This window comes from Paenibacillus sp. FSL R7-0163 (assembly GCF_037969975.1).
Classification (GTDB): Bacteria; Bacillota; Bacilli; order Paenibacillales; family Paenibacillaceae; genus Paenibacillus_AQ; species Paenibacillus_AQ odorifer.
This window is the reverse complement of the sequence record NZ_CP150224.1, coordinates 6323522-6338830: the sequence shown is the minus strand read 5'-3', so window position 1 is coordinate 6338830 and position 15309 is coordinate 6323522. Positions and strand designations below refer to the sequence as shown.

The 15309-nt window shown below is 44.2% G+C and carries 15 protein-coding genes; 4 read left to right on the top strand and 11 right to left on the bottom strand.

Annotated features, from left to right (window positions below; all coding sequences use genetic code 11):
• Positions 1-67: 67 nt before the first annotated feature.
• The 3 genes from NST45_RS27860 to NST45_RS27850 are packed head-to-tail and all read right to left on the bottom strand — an operon-like array spanning position 68 to position 3577.
• A complete protein-coding gene (locus tag NST45_RS27860; RefSeq protein ID WP_038573842.1) occupies positions 68-2137 on the bottom strand; it encodes a carbohydrate-binding domain-containing protein in 2070 nt (689 codons plus the stop codon).
• Positions 2138-2160: 23 nt separating this feature from the next.
• Positions 2161-2841: a DUF4956 domain-containing protein gene (locus NST45_RS27855; RefSeq protein ID WP_036682284.1), complete on the bottom strand. Its 681-nt coding sequence runs from the start codon at positions 2839-2841 to the stop codon at positions 2161-2163.
• Complete coding sequence (locus NST45_RS27850; protein ID WP_036682286.1) at positions 2834-3577, bottom strand: polyphosphate polymerase domain-containing protein; 744 nt, start codon at positions 3575-3577, stop codon at positions 2834-2836. The genes NST45_RS27855 and NST45_RS27850 overlap by 8 nt, the downstream gene beginning before the upstream one ends.
• Positions 3578-3837: 260 nt before the next feature.
• On the opposite strand from NST45_RS27850, the gene NST45_RS27845 reads away from it, so the two are divergent.
• Both NST45_RS27845 and NST45_RS27840 read left to right on the top strand, forming a co-directional pair.
• Positions 3838-4515, top strand: a complete 678-nt coding sequence (locus tag NST45_RS27845) for a response regulator transcription factor (protein ID WP_036682288.1) — start codon at positions 3838-3840, stop codon at positions 4513-4515.
• Positions 4515-5789: a HAMP domain-containing sensor histidine kinase gene (locus NST45_RS27840; protein WP_036682290.1), complete on the top strand. Its 1275-nt coding sequence runs from the start codon at positions 4515-4517 to the stop codon at positions 5787-5789. Before NST45_RS27845 ends, NST45_RS27840 begins: the two co-directional genes overlap by 1 nt.
• A 59-nt stretch (positions 5790-5848) precedes the next feature.
• Here NST45_RS27840 and NST45_RS27835 read toward each other — a convergent pair whose 3' ends face one another.
• Positions 5849-6604, bottom strand: a complete 756-nt coding sequence (locus NST45_RS27835; RefSeq protein ID WP_076140608.1) for a class I SAM-dependent methyltransferase — start codon at positions 6602-6604, stop codon at positions 5849-5851.
• Positions 6601-7161: a hypothetical protein gene (locus NST45_RS27830; protein WP_036682293.1), complete on the bottom strand. Its 561-nt coding sequence runs from the start codon at positions 7159-7161 to the stop codon at positions 6601-6603. Before NST45_RS27830 ends, NST45_RS27835 begins: the two co-directional genes overlap by 4 nt.
• A 95-nt stretch (positions 7162-7256) precedes the next feature.
• Between NST45_RS27830 and NST45_RS27825 the strand changes: the two genes are divergently transcribed.
• Positions 7257-8171, top strand: coding sequence for a phosphatidate cytidylyltransferase (locus tag NST45_RS27825; RefSeq protein ID WP_036682294.1), 915 nt, complete (start codon positions 7257-7259; stop codon positions 8169-8171).
• Positions 8172-8193: 22 nt separating this feature from the next.
• Here NST45_RS27825 and NST45_RS27820 read toward each other — a convergent pair whose 3' ends face one another.
• The 6 genes from NST45_RS27820 to NST45_RS27795 form a co-directional block, all read right to left on the bottom strand.
• Positions 8194-8940: a uracil-DNA glycosylase family protein gene (locus tag NST45_RS27820; RefSeq protein ID WP_036682296.1), complete on the bottom strand. Its 747-nt coding sequence runs from the start codon at positions 8938-8940 to the stop codon at positions 8194-8196.
• 10 nt (positions 8941-8950) lie between these two features.
• Positions 8951-10189: an amidohydrolase gene (locus NST45_RS27815; protein ID WP_036682298.1), complete on the bottom strand. Its 1239-nt coding sequence runs from the start codon at positions 10187-10189 to the stop codon at positions 8951-8953.
• A gap of 104 nt (positions 10190-10293) precedes the next feature.
• Positions 10294-11058, bottom strand: a complete 765-nt coding sequence (locus NST45_RS27810) for a polysaccharide deacetylase family protein (protein WP_052097389.1) — start codon at positions 11056-11058, stop codon at positions 10294-10296.
• Complete coding sequence (locus tag NST45_RS27805; protein ID WP_038573845.1) at positions 11058-11663, bottom strand: hypothetical protein; 606 nt, start codon at positions 11661-11663, stop codon at positions 11058-11060. The genes NST45_RS27810 and NST45_RS27805 overlap by 1 nt, the downstream gene beginning before the upstream one ends.
• A 23-nt stretch (positions 11664-11686) precedes the next feature.
• Positions 11687-12283, bottom strand: a complete 597-nt coding sequence (locus NST45_RS27800) for a sensor domain-containing protein (protein WP_036682302.1) — start codon at positions 12281-12283, stop codon at positions 11687-11689.
• Positions 12284-12472: 189 nt separating this feature from the next.
• Positions 12473-14263 carry a hybrid sensor histidine kinase/response regulator transcription factor gene (locus NST45_RS27795; RefSeq protein ID WP_076140606.1) on the bottom strand — a complete coding sequence of 597 codons (1791 nt, stop codon included), beginning with the start codon at positions 14261-14263 and terminating at the stop codon, positions 12473-12475.
• Between the two features lie 281 nt (positions 14264-14544).
• On the opposite strand from NST45_RS27795, the gene NST45_RS27790 reads away from it, so the two are divergent.
• Positions 14545-15153 (top strand): LysE/ArgO family amino acid transporter, encoded by a 609-nt coding sequence (locus tag NST45_RS27790; RefSeq protein WP_076140605.1) that lies wholly within the window; start codon positions 14545-14547, stop codon positions 15151-15153.
• Positions 15154-15309 lie beyond the last annotated feature (156 nt).

Sequence of the window (15309 nt, the reverse complement as noted above, 5' to 3'; positions counted from 1 at the left end):
TTACCTCAAACTATCAAAAGCCACTCCAAAATAATGCTGGAGTGGCTTTTGATATGCAATTTATAAACTAAGGTCTTCTGTTTCCACCACCGCCACCTGGACCTTGATTAGTGTTTGCGGTTGTTACTCCTGATTCATTTAGCCAAGTTACGCTGCTGGTAATTTCGAACGCTACTACTTTTGTTCCTCCTGTGTATTCACCATCCGTATACAGTCCGTTCGCTTCACTACCAGTCGAGGTACCTCCCGAGTAGAGGGTGTAAGAACCTCCGTCCTTCAGATCCGGTGAACTAATCACCACCGTTTGATAGCTCTTCGAAGGAGCAAAGGTCAGGATTGTGTTGCCTTCGCTGTCCTCTAGATGAACCAAGGTTCCAGCCTCCTGGGTCTGAGGGAAAGTCATGCTCACTGCATGTTGGCTAGAGGTGTCAGACGGTGCTTGTGCCATGCCCGAACTTCCCGCAGCCACCAAAATTCCTCCACTCTGTTCAAAGCTACCGTCGAAATCAAGTGCACCGTTACCGCTATTGGTAGGTCCATTGACAATAACCGTGCCACCCGACATTGTGATGGAGCCGTTCGAATCCAGCCCGTCACCTGAAGCATCCACCGTTAGTGTTCCTCCACTAATCGTTAGCATATTGCTAGCAGAATCGCTGAATTGATCCTGCTCCTGAGGGCCGCCGCCTACAGTCGCCTCATCGTTACCTCCTGCTACATTCACTCCATCATCAGAAGCAACCACATGAGCCTCGCCACCGGAAATCTCGATGTTTGCTCCTTCAATCCCTTCGTAGCTCTTCGTAATATCAATTTTGCCACCAGATATCGCCACCAAGGCATCCGCATGGATTCCATCGTCGCCAGTTTTGATGTTGAATTCTCCATCAGCTATAGCAATGTTACTGTTGCTGTGCACTGCATCATCAGCAGAATCGATGGTAAAGGTTCCGTTGTTTAAGCTAATATCTCCTCCAGCCTTCAATCCTTTAGTACTTGGTGTTTCCGATTCTGTAGTTGTTGCCGTTGTTGTCGTTGTTGGTGCTTCCGTTGTTGGTACCTCCGGTTTTGTTTCTGGCATCGTCTCTGGTTTTGTTTCAGGTATTGAGGTTCCTGTTGTTCCTGGTGCTTGATCCCCTGTTCCCTGACCTCGGCCACCTCTCATGCCCATACCTTGCCCTTGATCACCTGTTTTCACTTCACCCTTCTCGTTGCCCCCACCCGTAACTAAGGTGTATGTTCCGCCATCTATTACAAGTGAAGTCTCAGCTTGAATTCCATCATTACCAGCCGTAATATCAAATGTTCCTGCTGCTATTGCTATGAAGCCTTTGTCCGTCTCAGTATCGTTGGTTGATTTCATACCATCGCCTTCTGCCGTTATGCTGATATTTCCGTCTTGTACAGCGACAAGATCTTTACCTACAATCCCGTCATCGGCAGCCTTAATTTCAATAGTGCCACCCATAATTTTCAGATCGTCCTTGCTCGTAATTCCGTCATTATAGTTAGCGGAAACAGACAGCTTCCCGGTACCATTAATCGTTAAATCCGCTTTACTGAAGATAGCCGCACTTGGTTCATCTGTAGTTTCATCGGCATACACGTAAGTTGCTCCATCAGATACGGAGTTCTCCGTCCCGTCTTCCAAGGTAATGATTACTTTGCCCGCTTCTTTAATATCAATTGCAGCACTATCGCTGTTCGTGATGTTCACACCGTTCAGTACCAAGTGCACACTACCTTCATCCTGATTATTAACTACAATCTGTCCATCACTCAGCTTACCAGACAGCACATAAGTTCCTGCTGCAGTAATTGTCACTGAGCCATCCTTAGACTCGGCCCCGGTGCCGTCAACAAGCGCACTTGTTCCAGCCAAAGCAATTTCCGTCGATTGGTCAGCCGTCCAAGTTGTATTAGAATCCTCTTCATCGAACGTCACCAGATCGGACAATTTGGCGCTTGCCAGTTGTACTCCCGTGGCAGCCCCGTTCTGAGTTATCGTTGTTCCCGAGGCTGCTGCTGTACCCGCCGCTTCAGACTGTGTTGTTGTGGAATTGGTGCTGCAAGCCGACATAAGTAATGCACACAATAGCAAGATTCCTACTTTACTTCCGGTTATATATTTATCCATTTTTCATCCATCCTTTCGTTATCTTAATAGTCATTAACAGTTGGAGTCATGGTCAGCGAGAGGTCTAAATTACCGTTCCGGGTACGAATCGCATCCAAAAATTCCTTCTGGTTCACAGCCTCACCCAGCGTTACAGCGTAGACCAGCTCATATAAACTGCCAAGCTCAGTTGTTCTAATCTTTTTAAGCTCGTACCCAACATTATATTTATTGAATACTTCAGCGAAGGCTTCCTCATATCCCAGACTCTCCGGGATGGTTACCTTTAATGTTTTTTGCGACGTTGTTCTTACGCCAAAGTTAGTCCGGTTAAGGATAAACATAAGGGCACATAGGATAAGGGTGAACAAAACTGCATATCCAAAGGAACCCACTCCGCAGGCAAGTCCAGAAGCCATGGTGAACAAAACAAATGTGATATCCTTCGGATCGCCCGGCGCACTTCTAAAGCGAATGATGGAGAACGCCCCGGCAAGACTGAAAGCTCTGGCAACATTACTGCCGATAAGCAAAATGATGATTGCCACAATTACGGGCAGCAGTACCATCGTCAGTGTGAAGCTTTGCGAATAGCCGCTGGCATTCGTCTTCATATAGGTGTAGCTAATGATTCCGCCAAGAACAATAGCTATAAAAATAGTTAGCAGTGCGTTGGTAAACGTTAACTCTGTACTAGTTGCTACGGTAAATAATGAATCAAGCATAGAGGGCACTCTCCCGTTCTGTTTTACTGTTCTTCAGCATTTTTTTATATTCGTTGCCGTACTTAGAGAAGCTTGTACGGTACATTTGATGCTCTGAGAGCATTCTGGCCAGCCAGACCGGAATCGTGTTCTCAGCCTTTACTTCCATAAGCCACTGCCCCGGCTCCAGCAAGGGTTCGCCATGAACACCCTGCTCCATCTTCAGATCGTACCGGCGGCTGCGAATATTTGTATCGAATGTAATTCTTAGATCGCGATTGTTTTTACAGAACAACGCTTTTCGGTCATAAGACAGATACACCTTGGGCTGCAAATCATAGCGTGTCAGAAAATATTTGATCTCTTCAATCACCTGTTTATTCATGTAATCCTTGAATTCCGGTTCCATACCGGTGGCGACAAAATCATAAGCCTCGTTTAATTTAAGCGACGTTCTTCTTTTATTAACAAGACCAAATACCTTCTTCTTGATTTCCAGATACACCTTCGTATCTTGATTTGGAACACCGTAAGCTCTTAAACGAAGCTTCTCTTTGTACTTGGGCTTCGCAAGACTGTTACGAATCAGGGTGTTGTGCTCCGTGTCATAATATAAGTTGGTTATGGAGTAAAACTCATGTTGCTTGTTGAAATCGTCCAGTTCCATGTATTCAAGCAATTGGTTATAAAATTTATAGTAGGCTTCGTTGTCCAACAAATATTTGTTCTCATAACGGTTGAATACCTCAATCGCCATATGTGATCAATCCTTTCTGTTTATCGTTGTCTCGTGTGCTTATGAATGTATCTTAGATCCCAAACCTTTAATGAATCTTAAATGGTTTTACAAATTATTGATTATCTTTTACATTCCCTTAACACAGGTGTACATCGTAACTGCGGTGTATGTTGGACTTCCGGCCGCTGTTGTCTCTCTTCATTAAGGTTCAATAAAGGTAATACTGATATAATGACCTCAATAACAAATACTGGTTCTATGTAGGGGATGGCAAAACCATGAGAATATTAATAGTAGAAGACGAGCTTCATCTCGCTGAAGCCTTAACTCAAATATTAAAAAAACATAATTATTCGGTGGATGCAGTCCATGACGGCAGGTCGGGTCTGGATTATGCACTGAGTGGAATCTATGATTTGCTGCTGCTCGACATTATGCTGCCTGAGATGGATGGGGTTAGCGTCCTCAAGATGCTGCGAAAAAAGGGGATACCCACTCCCGTTATCCTGCTTACTGCAAAGGGTGAGATTACAGATATGGTCACTGGGCTGGACTATGGGGCTGACGATTATATCGCCAAACCTTTTTCCTCAGAGATCTTATTGGCAAGAATAAGGGCTGTACTAAGACGTAAAGGCGAGGTGATACCGGATGATGCTTTAAAGTTCGGGGATATTGAACTGAATACATCCAATCTGAAGCTTACCGTGGGTGGCAAAGAGATCAAGCTCAATCTAAAGGAATGTGAACTATTGGAGCTTCTTATCTTGAGGAAACAAGCCGTAACCTCCAAAGAACAAATTATTGAGAAGCTGTGGGGCTTCGATTCTGATGCTGAGCACAATAATGTAGAGGTGTATATTTCTTTTTTGAGAAAAAAACTGACCTTCTTAAATTCGACCGTACGTATTAGTACGATCAGAAACGTAGGGTATGTATTAGAGGTGACGACCTAATGTTCACGAAGCTCAGAAATCGGTTTCTTATTGTTAACTTAGTCACTATCTCGGTGATCATGCTGGTGGCCTTCATCTCGATTTATGTAATTACGTACCAAGATGTCCAAAACAATATTCAGATGGATCTTCACAGAATCATGGAAAACTACAAGTCTCCCGGTGGTGATACAGGACGAATGGGCTCAACTAAGGGAAGTTCCCAGTTACCCCATGCTGATAATAAACGTATGGATAACGGGACTCCACCTCCTGAACGGTCAGTCTCATTTATGCTGAAGATAGATACAGCGTCGAACCTCATAGGGAAAGATTCCAAATTTACTATGGACGATGAATTTTATAATACGGCTCTGCAAGAAGCGCTAAGTGCCGGTAAAGATACCGGAAGGTTCACCTTGGATAGCAGCAAATGGATCTTCAACATCCAGCATACGAGTGATGGGGCGATGCTTGTATTTCTGGACATCACTGCAGAGCAAAAAATCCTCACCAATTTAATCTATACCTTCTCTGTAGTTGGTTCGGTGATGCTGATTATCTTGTACTTCGCTAGCCGCTTTTTTGCTAATCGTTCAATTGCGCCGGTAAAGGAGGCTTTTGAGAAACAGAAACAATTTATTGCGGATGCTTCCCATGAGTTAAAGACGCCGTTGACCATTATTAACACCAATGCGGATGTTCTCCTGTCCAACAGTGATGACACCATTCACAATCAGTCCAAGTGGCTGCACTATATCAAATCGGAAACAGAGAGAATGACCAGCCTGACCAATGATCTGCTGTACCTGACCGAGATGGACGATTCCAGATCGAGAATGATTTATTCGAAATTCAATCTGAGCGACGTGGTTGAAAATATCATTTTAACGATGGAAGCTGTAATCTTTGAGAAGCATATCTCCCTTGAATATGACATCGAGCCTGATCTGACAGTGCTAGGCAATAGTGAACAGATCAAACAAGTGATTATGATCCTCTTGGACAATGCTGTAAAATATTCGAACCCTAAAGGCTCAGTCACCTTATCCCTTAAAAAACAGCATAATGACATGGTGTTAGCAGTCACTAATACGGGGGAGGGCATTGCACCGGAGCACTTAGCGAGCATCTTTGACCGATTCTACCGTACAAATGCCTCCCGGGCGCGTAAACAAGGGGGATATGGCCTAGGACTGGCGATTGCCAAATCCATTGTTGAACAGCATAAAGGAAAAATTTATGCCAAAAGTTTCGTCGGCGAGTCCACCACGTTTTACGTACATCTTTCATAACTACAAATAAAAAAGACTCAAACCCTGTTATCACTAAGGTTTGAGTCTTTTTATTTATTTTACACTTCGCCCCAATAAATTTCGGTCTTATAATCAAAAAACACTTGCCCACTCTGGTTATTTCGTTCAAATATATTCCGCAGCTCAGTCATCATATTCTCATAGCTTGGATCTCCGGGGACCGGAGTGTAGGAAGACGATCGAAGCCGCCCGCTTAAGCCCTCCAAATCAAACACCTGCTGATTGCTAAAATGCGCTACTTGCATCTGTCCTTTTTTGAAAAAGGAACTAAGGATCTCAGGGGTAATGTTCTTATGATTAACTTGAGTGTAGTTCGTCCCGAAGGTCTGCAGCAGCTGCTCATATTCCTCCAGAAATGGGGTACCGTAAGTGAGTCGGGAATTCCATATCAGAACCACTTTTCCGCCAGGTTTTAGAATCCGCTTGAATTCCAATTGCGTTGCGTCCCTGTCAAACCAGTGAAACGCTTGGGCGCATACGATAAAGTCCATCGACTGGTCAGATAATTCTGTATGTTCAGCAGACCCCGGCGATACAGAGAAATGGTTATCCTTTGCGAACTTCTCTTCCGCAGCTCTACGCATTTCCGGATTGGGTTCAACGGCAGTCACACAACTCCCGCGCTCCAGAAGTAATGCTGAGAATATTCCTGTTCCTGCACCAATATCAGCAATATCACAATTGGGTTGGAGCCCAATAGTATTGTACAAATAATTAATGGCTTCTCCAGGATAGCTCGGCCGATATTTCACATACGAATCTACCCGATTAGAAAATATTTCTTTGCTATTCATCCTTCGTCTCCTCCTAGGCGCTCAGGTTCATATTCACTTAATTTACCTTGGTAAACCAATCTCAGCCGATCACTTTGGCGAAAATCATCCGGAGTAACGAGTGCAGGCAGCTTATTCCATAACTTAATACCCGACCGCTCTAGAATTTCCGCTACAAATTGCGAACAAAAATAAGAGTTGCTGAATTCGACAGGCTCCTTCAGGGCAATGCCAATTACGCCGAGAATATTATAGAGATACTTTTGACGGCTTCGGATAAAGACTTGCAAGACCCGCTCCATTTTCTCCACTTCGCGGGCTGTAACTTGAAGTTCATATAGGACACATGTTGTATTTGGATATTTGCTGAACGTACCTGTCTTAATATCCTCCTTCACAAACCCTCCATTCAGGGGGTTGCTCGGATGCTTCCTGCCAAAGCTATACAGCTCGGAAAGCTCTCGATTAAAGGAGATCGAGGCATGATTATAGGGTGCTTTTGTATAGCCTTGAATGAGCTTCGTAAAAAGCGTCCCGGTATTCGTCAGTAATATAAAGACCGATGGATCTGCTGCCATTTACAATTTTCCCCTTATCAAGTTTGAACGTTTCCTTCATAATAACATATGAACCCATTAATGGAATCTACTCTAGGACAAGTTGGTGATCAGTTATCGACCGCTCTTTATTAACTATAATTCTTATCTTTGCGGCCCTATCGGCCATTCACTTGATGTATGTAGTTATAGGGAAGCTACAGCCAAATAAAGATTATACGGGCATTGGCTTTCGCATCAAGACGTGGTGGGGAATGCTTTTTATCTTTTGCCTAGCTACCCTATTTAATCCCGTCGTCTCTCTTCTTTCTCTCATGGTGCTCTGCTTCTTTGCACTGAAGGAGTATTTCTCCATGATGAAATCACGAAAATCCGACCGCAGGCTATTTCTGTGGGCGTACTTATCCATTCCGTTACAGTTCTACTGGATTTATATCGAGTGGTACGGAATGTTTATTGTCTTCATCCCAGTTTATGTATTCTTGCTCCTACCACTGCCCAGAATGATTAATAAAGGCACGGTTGGTTTTATGCGTAGTGTCAGCTCCACGCAATGGGGGCTAATGCTGATGGTATTCGGGCTTAGTCACTTGGCCTACTTTCAATTTGCTACACCGGAGTATGGAGCCGGGCTTGTACTTTTTCTAGTAGTGCTAACGCAGCTCAATGATGTGGTCCACTATCTGGCATCACTTTATGTAGGGAAGCGTAAAATAGTTCCCACCGCCAATCCGTATTTGACTTGGGAGGGTTTCGCTTTCGCATTTGTCATCACGACAGGAGTTTCCTATCTAATCTATCCCTACCTGACGCCGCTCAACCCAATCTTCGGGTTACTGTCAGGCATGTTGGTCAGCTTGAGCGGCTTCTTTGGCAGTTTAACGGTTTCCGTGTTAAAGCGGGATCTGCTAATCGGCGATGGCGATAAATTCGTGGCTTTGAAGCAAAGCCATTTAAGCCGGATCGATAGCTTGACCTACACTTCACCGGTCTTTTTTCATGTCATTCGTTATTTTTTCGACTTCATGTAAATTATCTGATTGTGAGCTTGAATCAGCCCTTCCATGAATGATTATGCAGTATCTTCATCATCTGTTCTTGATGGCTGGCGAACTGCTTATATCGATGTCCGTTGGCGCCCGAGGGGTGGGGAAATCCCCATAAGCAGCGTTGTTTATCTAGCTCACCTGCGGACACAAGGAGTTGAAGTATACTTTCCACTGTTTTTCCTAAGGGAATAATTAAGGCCCGGCTCAGTATGTTCAGCTCCTCACGCAAGGAAGATAATGCCTGCGCCCTGAGGAATGAATTTGAAAGTAGCTTGGGCTGGGTCCCACTATAATTTTTCTTATCCACGAACACAGGAAAACGCAATAAAGAGCTGGTGTGCAGGATCGTCTGCTGCTGCTGAAATAGTTCTTCACAAGAGGTTAGGTTCAAGTGTTGATGCAGTTTAAGTGTATCTAACATATGAATTAACGTGTTCCGCATGGAGCCTGCGAATCTCGCCGCTTCCTTCGCTGTCCTACATACCTCTTCATCTGATAAACCAGCTTCCAGACCTATGATCGCTTCTTGTATCGCTATGCCCATTTGTGTGAACCCGGGCGTTAACCCTATAATGATCATCTTAGCAGAAGGATTAATGTATTCATTATGGGGGGCATAATACATTTCCACCTTGCCATTACGCTCCATTAGAAGCTTATCCACCTGCAGATCCTCTTTAGTTAGCACTGTACCCTTCGGGAGTGAGAGGATCGCCGATTTATACTGATGCAGATAGTTAGAGAGGAGCATATCATCTGCCTCACAGGTCTCTATTTGTTATCGAACCACTCACCAGACGGCCTTCGTACCAGACAGCTTGGCGCTGCGCTCTTCGGGCTACTGCTTCTGCCGAACAGCTGGCATGCAACAGCACAAAGCTAGCAGTGTCGCCAACCTTTGGCCATACCTGCTCGCCTTTTGGATCAAGGGGTGTTAATCCTCCTGTTATAAATCCGAGGGATTGAGATAATGCCAATTCATCGTTGCAGCCGTACAACTCCGCGTAACGTCCTGCCTTTTCCAATTGATCTCCATTACCAAAAGGGGACCAGTGATCGGTAAGGCTATCTGTTGCCAGCTTCACTTTTACCCCTTGGCTATGCAGCATCGGAAGTGGCATCATCATTCTTCCAATAGGCACTGTGGATGCAATAGTCATACCCAGTGATGCCATCCGTTTAGCTACCTCTTCTGCCTCTTGCTGCTGAGCTCCTGCGAACCAGAACGCATGACTGACCGTGACCTTTCCTTGCAAGCCAGCTTCTTCCGTCAGATCAGCTAACCGCGTCAGTGTTTTCTTTCCCGCTTCTTTTCCATCATGTAAATGAATATCAATGCCGGCATTACTCATCACTGCTAGTTCCACCATCGTCTGAAGTGACTTCTCGATATCTCCATCCACCGTATAAGGATCTACTCCGCCTACAAAGGTTGCCCCCTCTGCCAGAGATTGTTTTACCAGTTGCACAGAATCCGAGCGCAGCAGGCCATGCTGGGGAAACGCCACAATTTCAGCTGAAATTGTGCCCGCGAATGTATTTAATGCTTGTACAGTTGCCTCTAATCGCTGCAAACCGCTGACAGGCTCAATATTGCAATGGCTACGCACATGTGTGGCACCAAACCCCTGAATAAGCGTCAGGATGCTCTCTGCTTGTTGTCTCGCCATGGGCAGCAGCTTAGGCAATAATACCTTCTCTTCCTCAATCCGTTCGAAAACACTGGACGCAGGCTTTACCGCTCTCCATGGTCCACCGTAATACGTTTTATCTAAATGGATATGTGCTTCTTCGAAAGAAGGCAACATCAACAACTCTTTACAGTCATATTTCGGGAGCTGGCTCTGAAGCTCTATGTCTGCTCCAACAACTTCTGATATCTTATCCCCGTCAATGCGGAGATGACAAATCTTCGTATTCGTACCCGCTACTTGCCCATCCTCAATAACATAACCTTGTTCTAATCTTATATTGGTTAACCAGTAAGAAGCATTCAACATGCTACCCCATCCTTTTCTCAACAATTTATATAGGTACGGACCGCTTTACTCTAAATGTTACCATAGCCCTTGCCATATAAAAAATGATTGAGAAATTTCAATAGCTACAGATCAATCTGCCCCCGATGTTTGACTCTGGATCTAGCTTCTCTACTATGACTAACTTCCTTGTTCAGCAGTTCATCCATCCGAAGACACTTCAGACCCTTTTTATCCATTTCTTTTAAGACTTCTTCTAATCCAGTGATCATATTCAAGGGCGCTTCTTCATCTGCCCACGGTGTATCTCCGCTGTCGTGTAGAACAATGATTGAGCCTGGTTTTATTTTTTTTATTAAGGCATCCTTTAATTGTTCTGCACTCAGTGAAGCTTTCCAATCTCCGACCATGACAGACCACAATACGATTCGATAAGATTCTCTTAGCAAAAAGAAATCCCCTAAATTAAGAAGCCCCCAAGGTGGGCGGTAAAAGATAGGCCGCTCTCCTGTAATTCGCTCAACAATGTCTGCTGTGCGATCTACTTGCTTCCGTCTATTGGTCCAGGGGAAGTGGATCCAGTTGGGTGTATGAGTATAATTATGAATGCCGATTTGGTGTCCTTCTCTGTGCATACGCTCGATCAATTCCGGATATTGCTTTGCCTTTTTGCCTAATACGAAGAAGGTCGCCTTTATGCCATGCTCTTTTAATAGATCTAGAAGTTCAGGTGTATAACAAGGATCCGGACCGTCATCGAACGTAAAGGCAATTTCCTTCTCTGCACCTACGTCCGAGTGAACCCCCCATCCCAATATTCGGGTAAGTGCAAAAGGAACGATCATATAAAGAACAATCACATCCACTGCTAAAATTATGAAGGCCCACATTAGGAAGCCGCCTCTGTCTTACGCGGGGCAAACCGCGCTTTCAAGGACTGCTTACTAAGCACAAGCATCATGGGAGATAACTTCTCTGTGCTGTCCTCTACACGATGTTTCCCTTCCGGATGCAGCATGCGCAGTAAGAAACGAAGGTATATCCCGAACCAGTGCCGCTGCCATTTGGACTTGATGGGGCGCTGCTCAAAACCTATTCCATGAATAATCCCCCGGTGAAGCAGCGTAATCCCGGTTAGCGCATTTACTTTGCTTAGTTCCGGATTGCTGTCTAGATCACGACTGATCTCCTTCATAGCCTCGCGAAGCATGCGTGCCGTACGAATTCCGGCCCGATCTGCACCAAGCGTCCGTGTCAGCTGCACGATCTGGCGATTGTCCAAATGAAGCTCACCCACCCAATCTCCAGGAAGTATCCGTTGCCCATCTTGGCAGACCAAAATTTCTCCGTGATATTTCAACACTACCAATTTACATATCCCGTATCTACGCACGGACTGACTACGAAATTTGGTGATGACAGCAAATATGTTCTCCCACATCATCCAAAGGGATTGTGAGAATAATTTTATAAATGGAACTGAGGTTATCATCATTTTTCCTTCTTTCCTGTTTGAGTTTATCTTCTAGCAAAATCCTTCACTAAACGCCGCGTATACCTGCCGATCATCTTTACCAGACTGTTTCCGAGATAAGCACCTATCCATAGAGACACTGCACCTAACAACATGAAGAAAAGTGAGATGTTGAATGTTTTATTTTCAATCCCAAATAGCGTTATAGAGGATACATCTAATAAATACAGGATAGGTGACAACAGGAGAATAATAGGGGTCAAGTAAAAAAGAGTGGCACAAATGAGACTGACCATGCCGATGCCAAGTTGCAACATCAACCCTATAATCGCTCTCCAGTTATGATTATCCTGCAACTCCATCTTCACCTTTTCCCACAAGCTGCCTTCTTCGTGAGATCGGGTTGGTAGCGTGCGAACGGAGATATCGGTATAGACTTTAGTTCGAATTCGCTCATACTGTAAAAAAGTCTCGGTAGAACGCAAAACATAATAGAGGATCGGAATCCCCACTAAGGTGAAGGACATCGCAACTCCAAAGGTAATACCCACCAAATAAAAACAAAAGTAAAATAGCCCTGTGGCAAAAGTAATTAATAAGAAACAGAAATTTCTCACATGTTTCCGGATCATTTGATTCATGCTTTTCTCTCCCTCTCTGCAATAAAAAATTGTTCATATCTAAGCAACTCTTATGCTAGTGCTTTTGGTGTAAAATCGACCAGTGCCATAATGTCATATGACAAAAAAAACACCCTACTGCCTACTCCCACAAGGGAAAGCAAACAATAAGGTGTTTCTCAATTTTAACTGATTTAGATTTAGTTAGCATTAATCCGAAATGCCAAAAGCCTTCTCGACTGCCTCCTCACGGTTTCGTACCCCGAGCTTAGCATAGATGGTGGACGCGTAATTTCTCACCGTTCCATCGGACAGATATAGTTTAGCGGCAATAGATTTATAACGCATTCCCTTCGAGAGGCATTCTAGAATCTCCAGCTCACGCGAGGTCAGCCCATATTCATTATTCTTCTCCGTCGGCGGCGCCTCTGAAGCTGGATGCATCTCATAGTGATCAATTAATACATTCGTAATATCGGGTGTAATCATCTTTACGCCCCGATGTACGAGACGTATTCCTTCGAACAGCTCCTGCGGCTCGGTAGACTTTAACAAGTAACCATCTGCCCCATTTTGCAGTGCCTCGACTGCCATATCTGCTTCTTGAAAAGTAGTCAGGATCAACACTCGTACCCCTGGCCACTTTTGCTTAATAAGCTTAGTCGCTTCTGCACCGTCCATGCCTGGCATATTTAAGTCCATCAGCACCACGTGAGGTTGTTCCTGCTCGCAGAGGCTTATTGCTTGTTCACCATTCTCAGCTAACCCAATAATCGCAAAATCCGGCTCCTGCTCTAGAATAATTCGCAGACTATCGCGGATATAGGGTTGATCATCCACCAGCAATAAACGAACCGTTTCCTCCTGTATCTCTTCAAGCCTTGGTAAACTGCAGGTCACTAAGGTTCCTTCCCCTGGCTTAGAGTAGAAATACACCTGTCCTTGCAAGTTGGAGGCACGCTCCTTCATCGCATTGACACCAAATCCTGCTTTTAAATCTTCAGTGCCTAATCCATTATCCTGCACATCCAGCCGAATCAACTTCTCTTCATAATGTAAGCTGATAACAATTTCAGTGGCGTGACCATGACGTGCAGCGTTGGTTATCGACTCCTGCAAACATCTGTATAGTGCCATTTGGGCCTGCTTAGATACTGTATACGGCTCTCCGAATGTTCTTAAGCGAATCTTAACCTTGGAGAAGGTCTGGAAGTCATCCACTAATTTCTGTAGGGACTGCATAAGCGTCAATGCATCCTCCGAAGCGCCCACATGGTGCAAATATCGCCGAACATCATCCAAGCCATTGCGGGTTAGCTTTAACAAGGCATCTATTTTGTGCTCTCCTTCAGAGGTGTTCACCTCCGAACGTAAAGTCTCTAGCCCCATAATAATTGAAGTATAAGAATGCCCCACCGTATCATGCAGATCTTTGGATAAACGATCTCGTTCTTCCAGAAGTGTCATACGTTCAACTTGCGAGATATACTGCTCTAAAACAGCATTTTGCTCCTTAATAATTCTACCCTGCTTGTGATTCACCACTAGTAAATGAAAAGCGAACCCAAGCGTATACACTAAACCCATGTTAAAAATCATTGATACAGCATCCATTTGTTGTGACAATCTAGATAACATAATTGGAATCAAAATGACCGTGATCGGAGCTGTCCAACGATAGGACTTCTCTGCACTATTGCTGGCAATCATAAAAGCGATAGGCAGAAAAGTTACGTACGATTCAGGAAACAAAGCAGCCAAATATAAGCAAAGTCCACCCGAAAAGAGGATCTCCGCCATCAGATAATACTTGTAGTGCAGCTGCAAACAAAACCAAGGCACAGAAAAAGAGACCACGCCCCAAACAAACGCGATCCAGAACGGAATCGTAAAATCCTCCGAAAGATAACACATGGTGACCAAAAAAGAAGTAGAAAAACAAATCCGAAACAGGAGGACGAGCCAATCGTACCAGAACCACTGTTTGACCAGATTAAACAAGACATTTCCCCCTATATACTCTGCTGACTTAATCTTTATTATAGTGTAACCCCTTAAGGACTCACTAGTTACAAAAAGTCATGAGTTGAGATGACATTTTTACTAATGGTGTAATTAGTGTAATTGATCATTCAATGTCCCTCTGAATAAGCAGCTTTTTAAAGCAAAGCCCAGACTGTATGATAGTACATATTATTTGTCCATAAAATTGTAGTAGACCAATCAAACCAATAGGTCCGTAAATTTTATAACGTATGACCAGTATCGGGGGAATAATAACTATGTTAGCCGCACTACTTCATGGCATTGCACTAGCCTTTGGATTAATTCTTTCACTTGGCGCACAAAATGTCTTTGTATTTAACCAAGGGGCCTCGCAGCCACATTTTAAAAAAGCCATTCCCGTTATTGTTACAGCCGCTTTATGCGATACCCTGCTTATTTTATTAGCCGTATTAGGTGTTTCAGTCCTTGTGTTTGCCATCCCCGTTCTGCAGACCGCTTTATTTGCTGTAGGACTTTTATTTCTTTTGTATATGGGATGGTCTATCTGGAAAAGTACACCGGCATCGTCAGCGCAAGACGCAACCCCTTTATCCTCCAAAAAACAAATCCTGTTCGCGCTGTCCGTTTCTTTATTAAATCCACATGCGATTTTGGATACTATTGGCGTTATCGGCACTAGCTCGCTTAGTTACACAGGTGTAGACAAAGTTGTATTTGCTGGCGCGACTATCCTAGTGTCATGGATTTGGTTCTTTGGGCTGGCTGTAGCCGGAAAAACCGTAGGACAAATCGACTCAAGTGGCAAAATCATGCGGATCATTAATAAGATCTCCGCGATCATTATCTGGACCGTTGCTGCTTATATTGCCTTCAAGCTTTTTTAAATGGAGGAAAAAGAATGCCGTACACGAATTTGCCGTATAATTATGTCCAATTTACACCATAATGTACTAGAATTTTGACTTACGGCGCAGAATGAGGTACATTACAATTTGGACGAACAATTAACAAACCAAAATACTATAATGTTCGCATTTAGA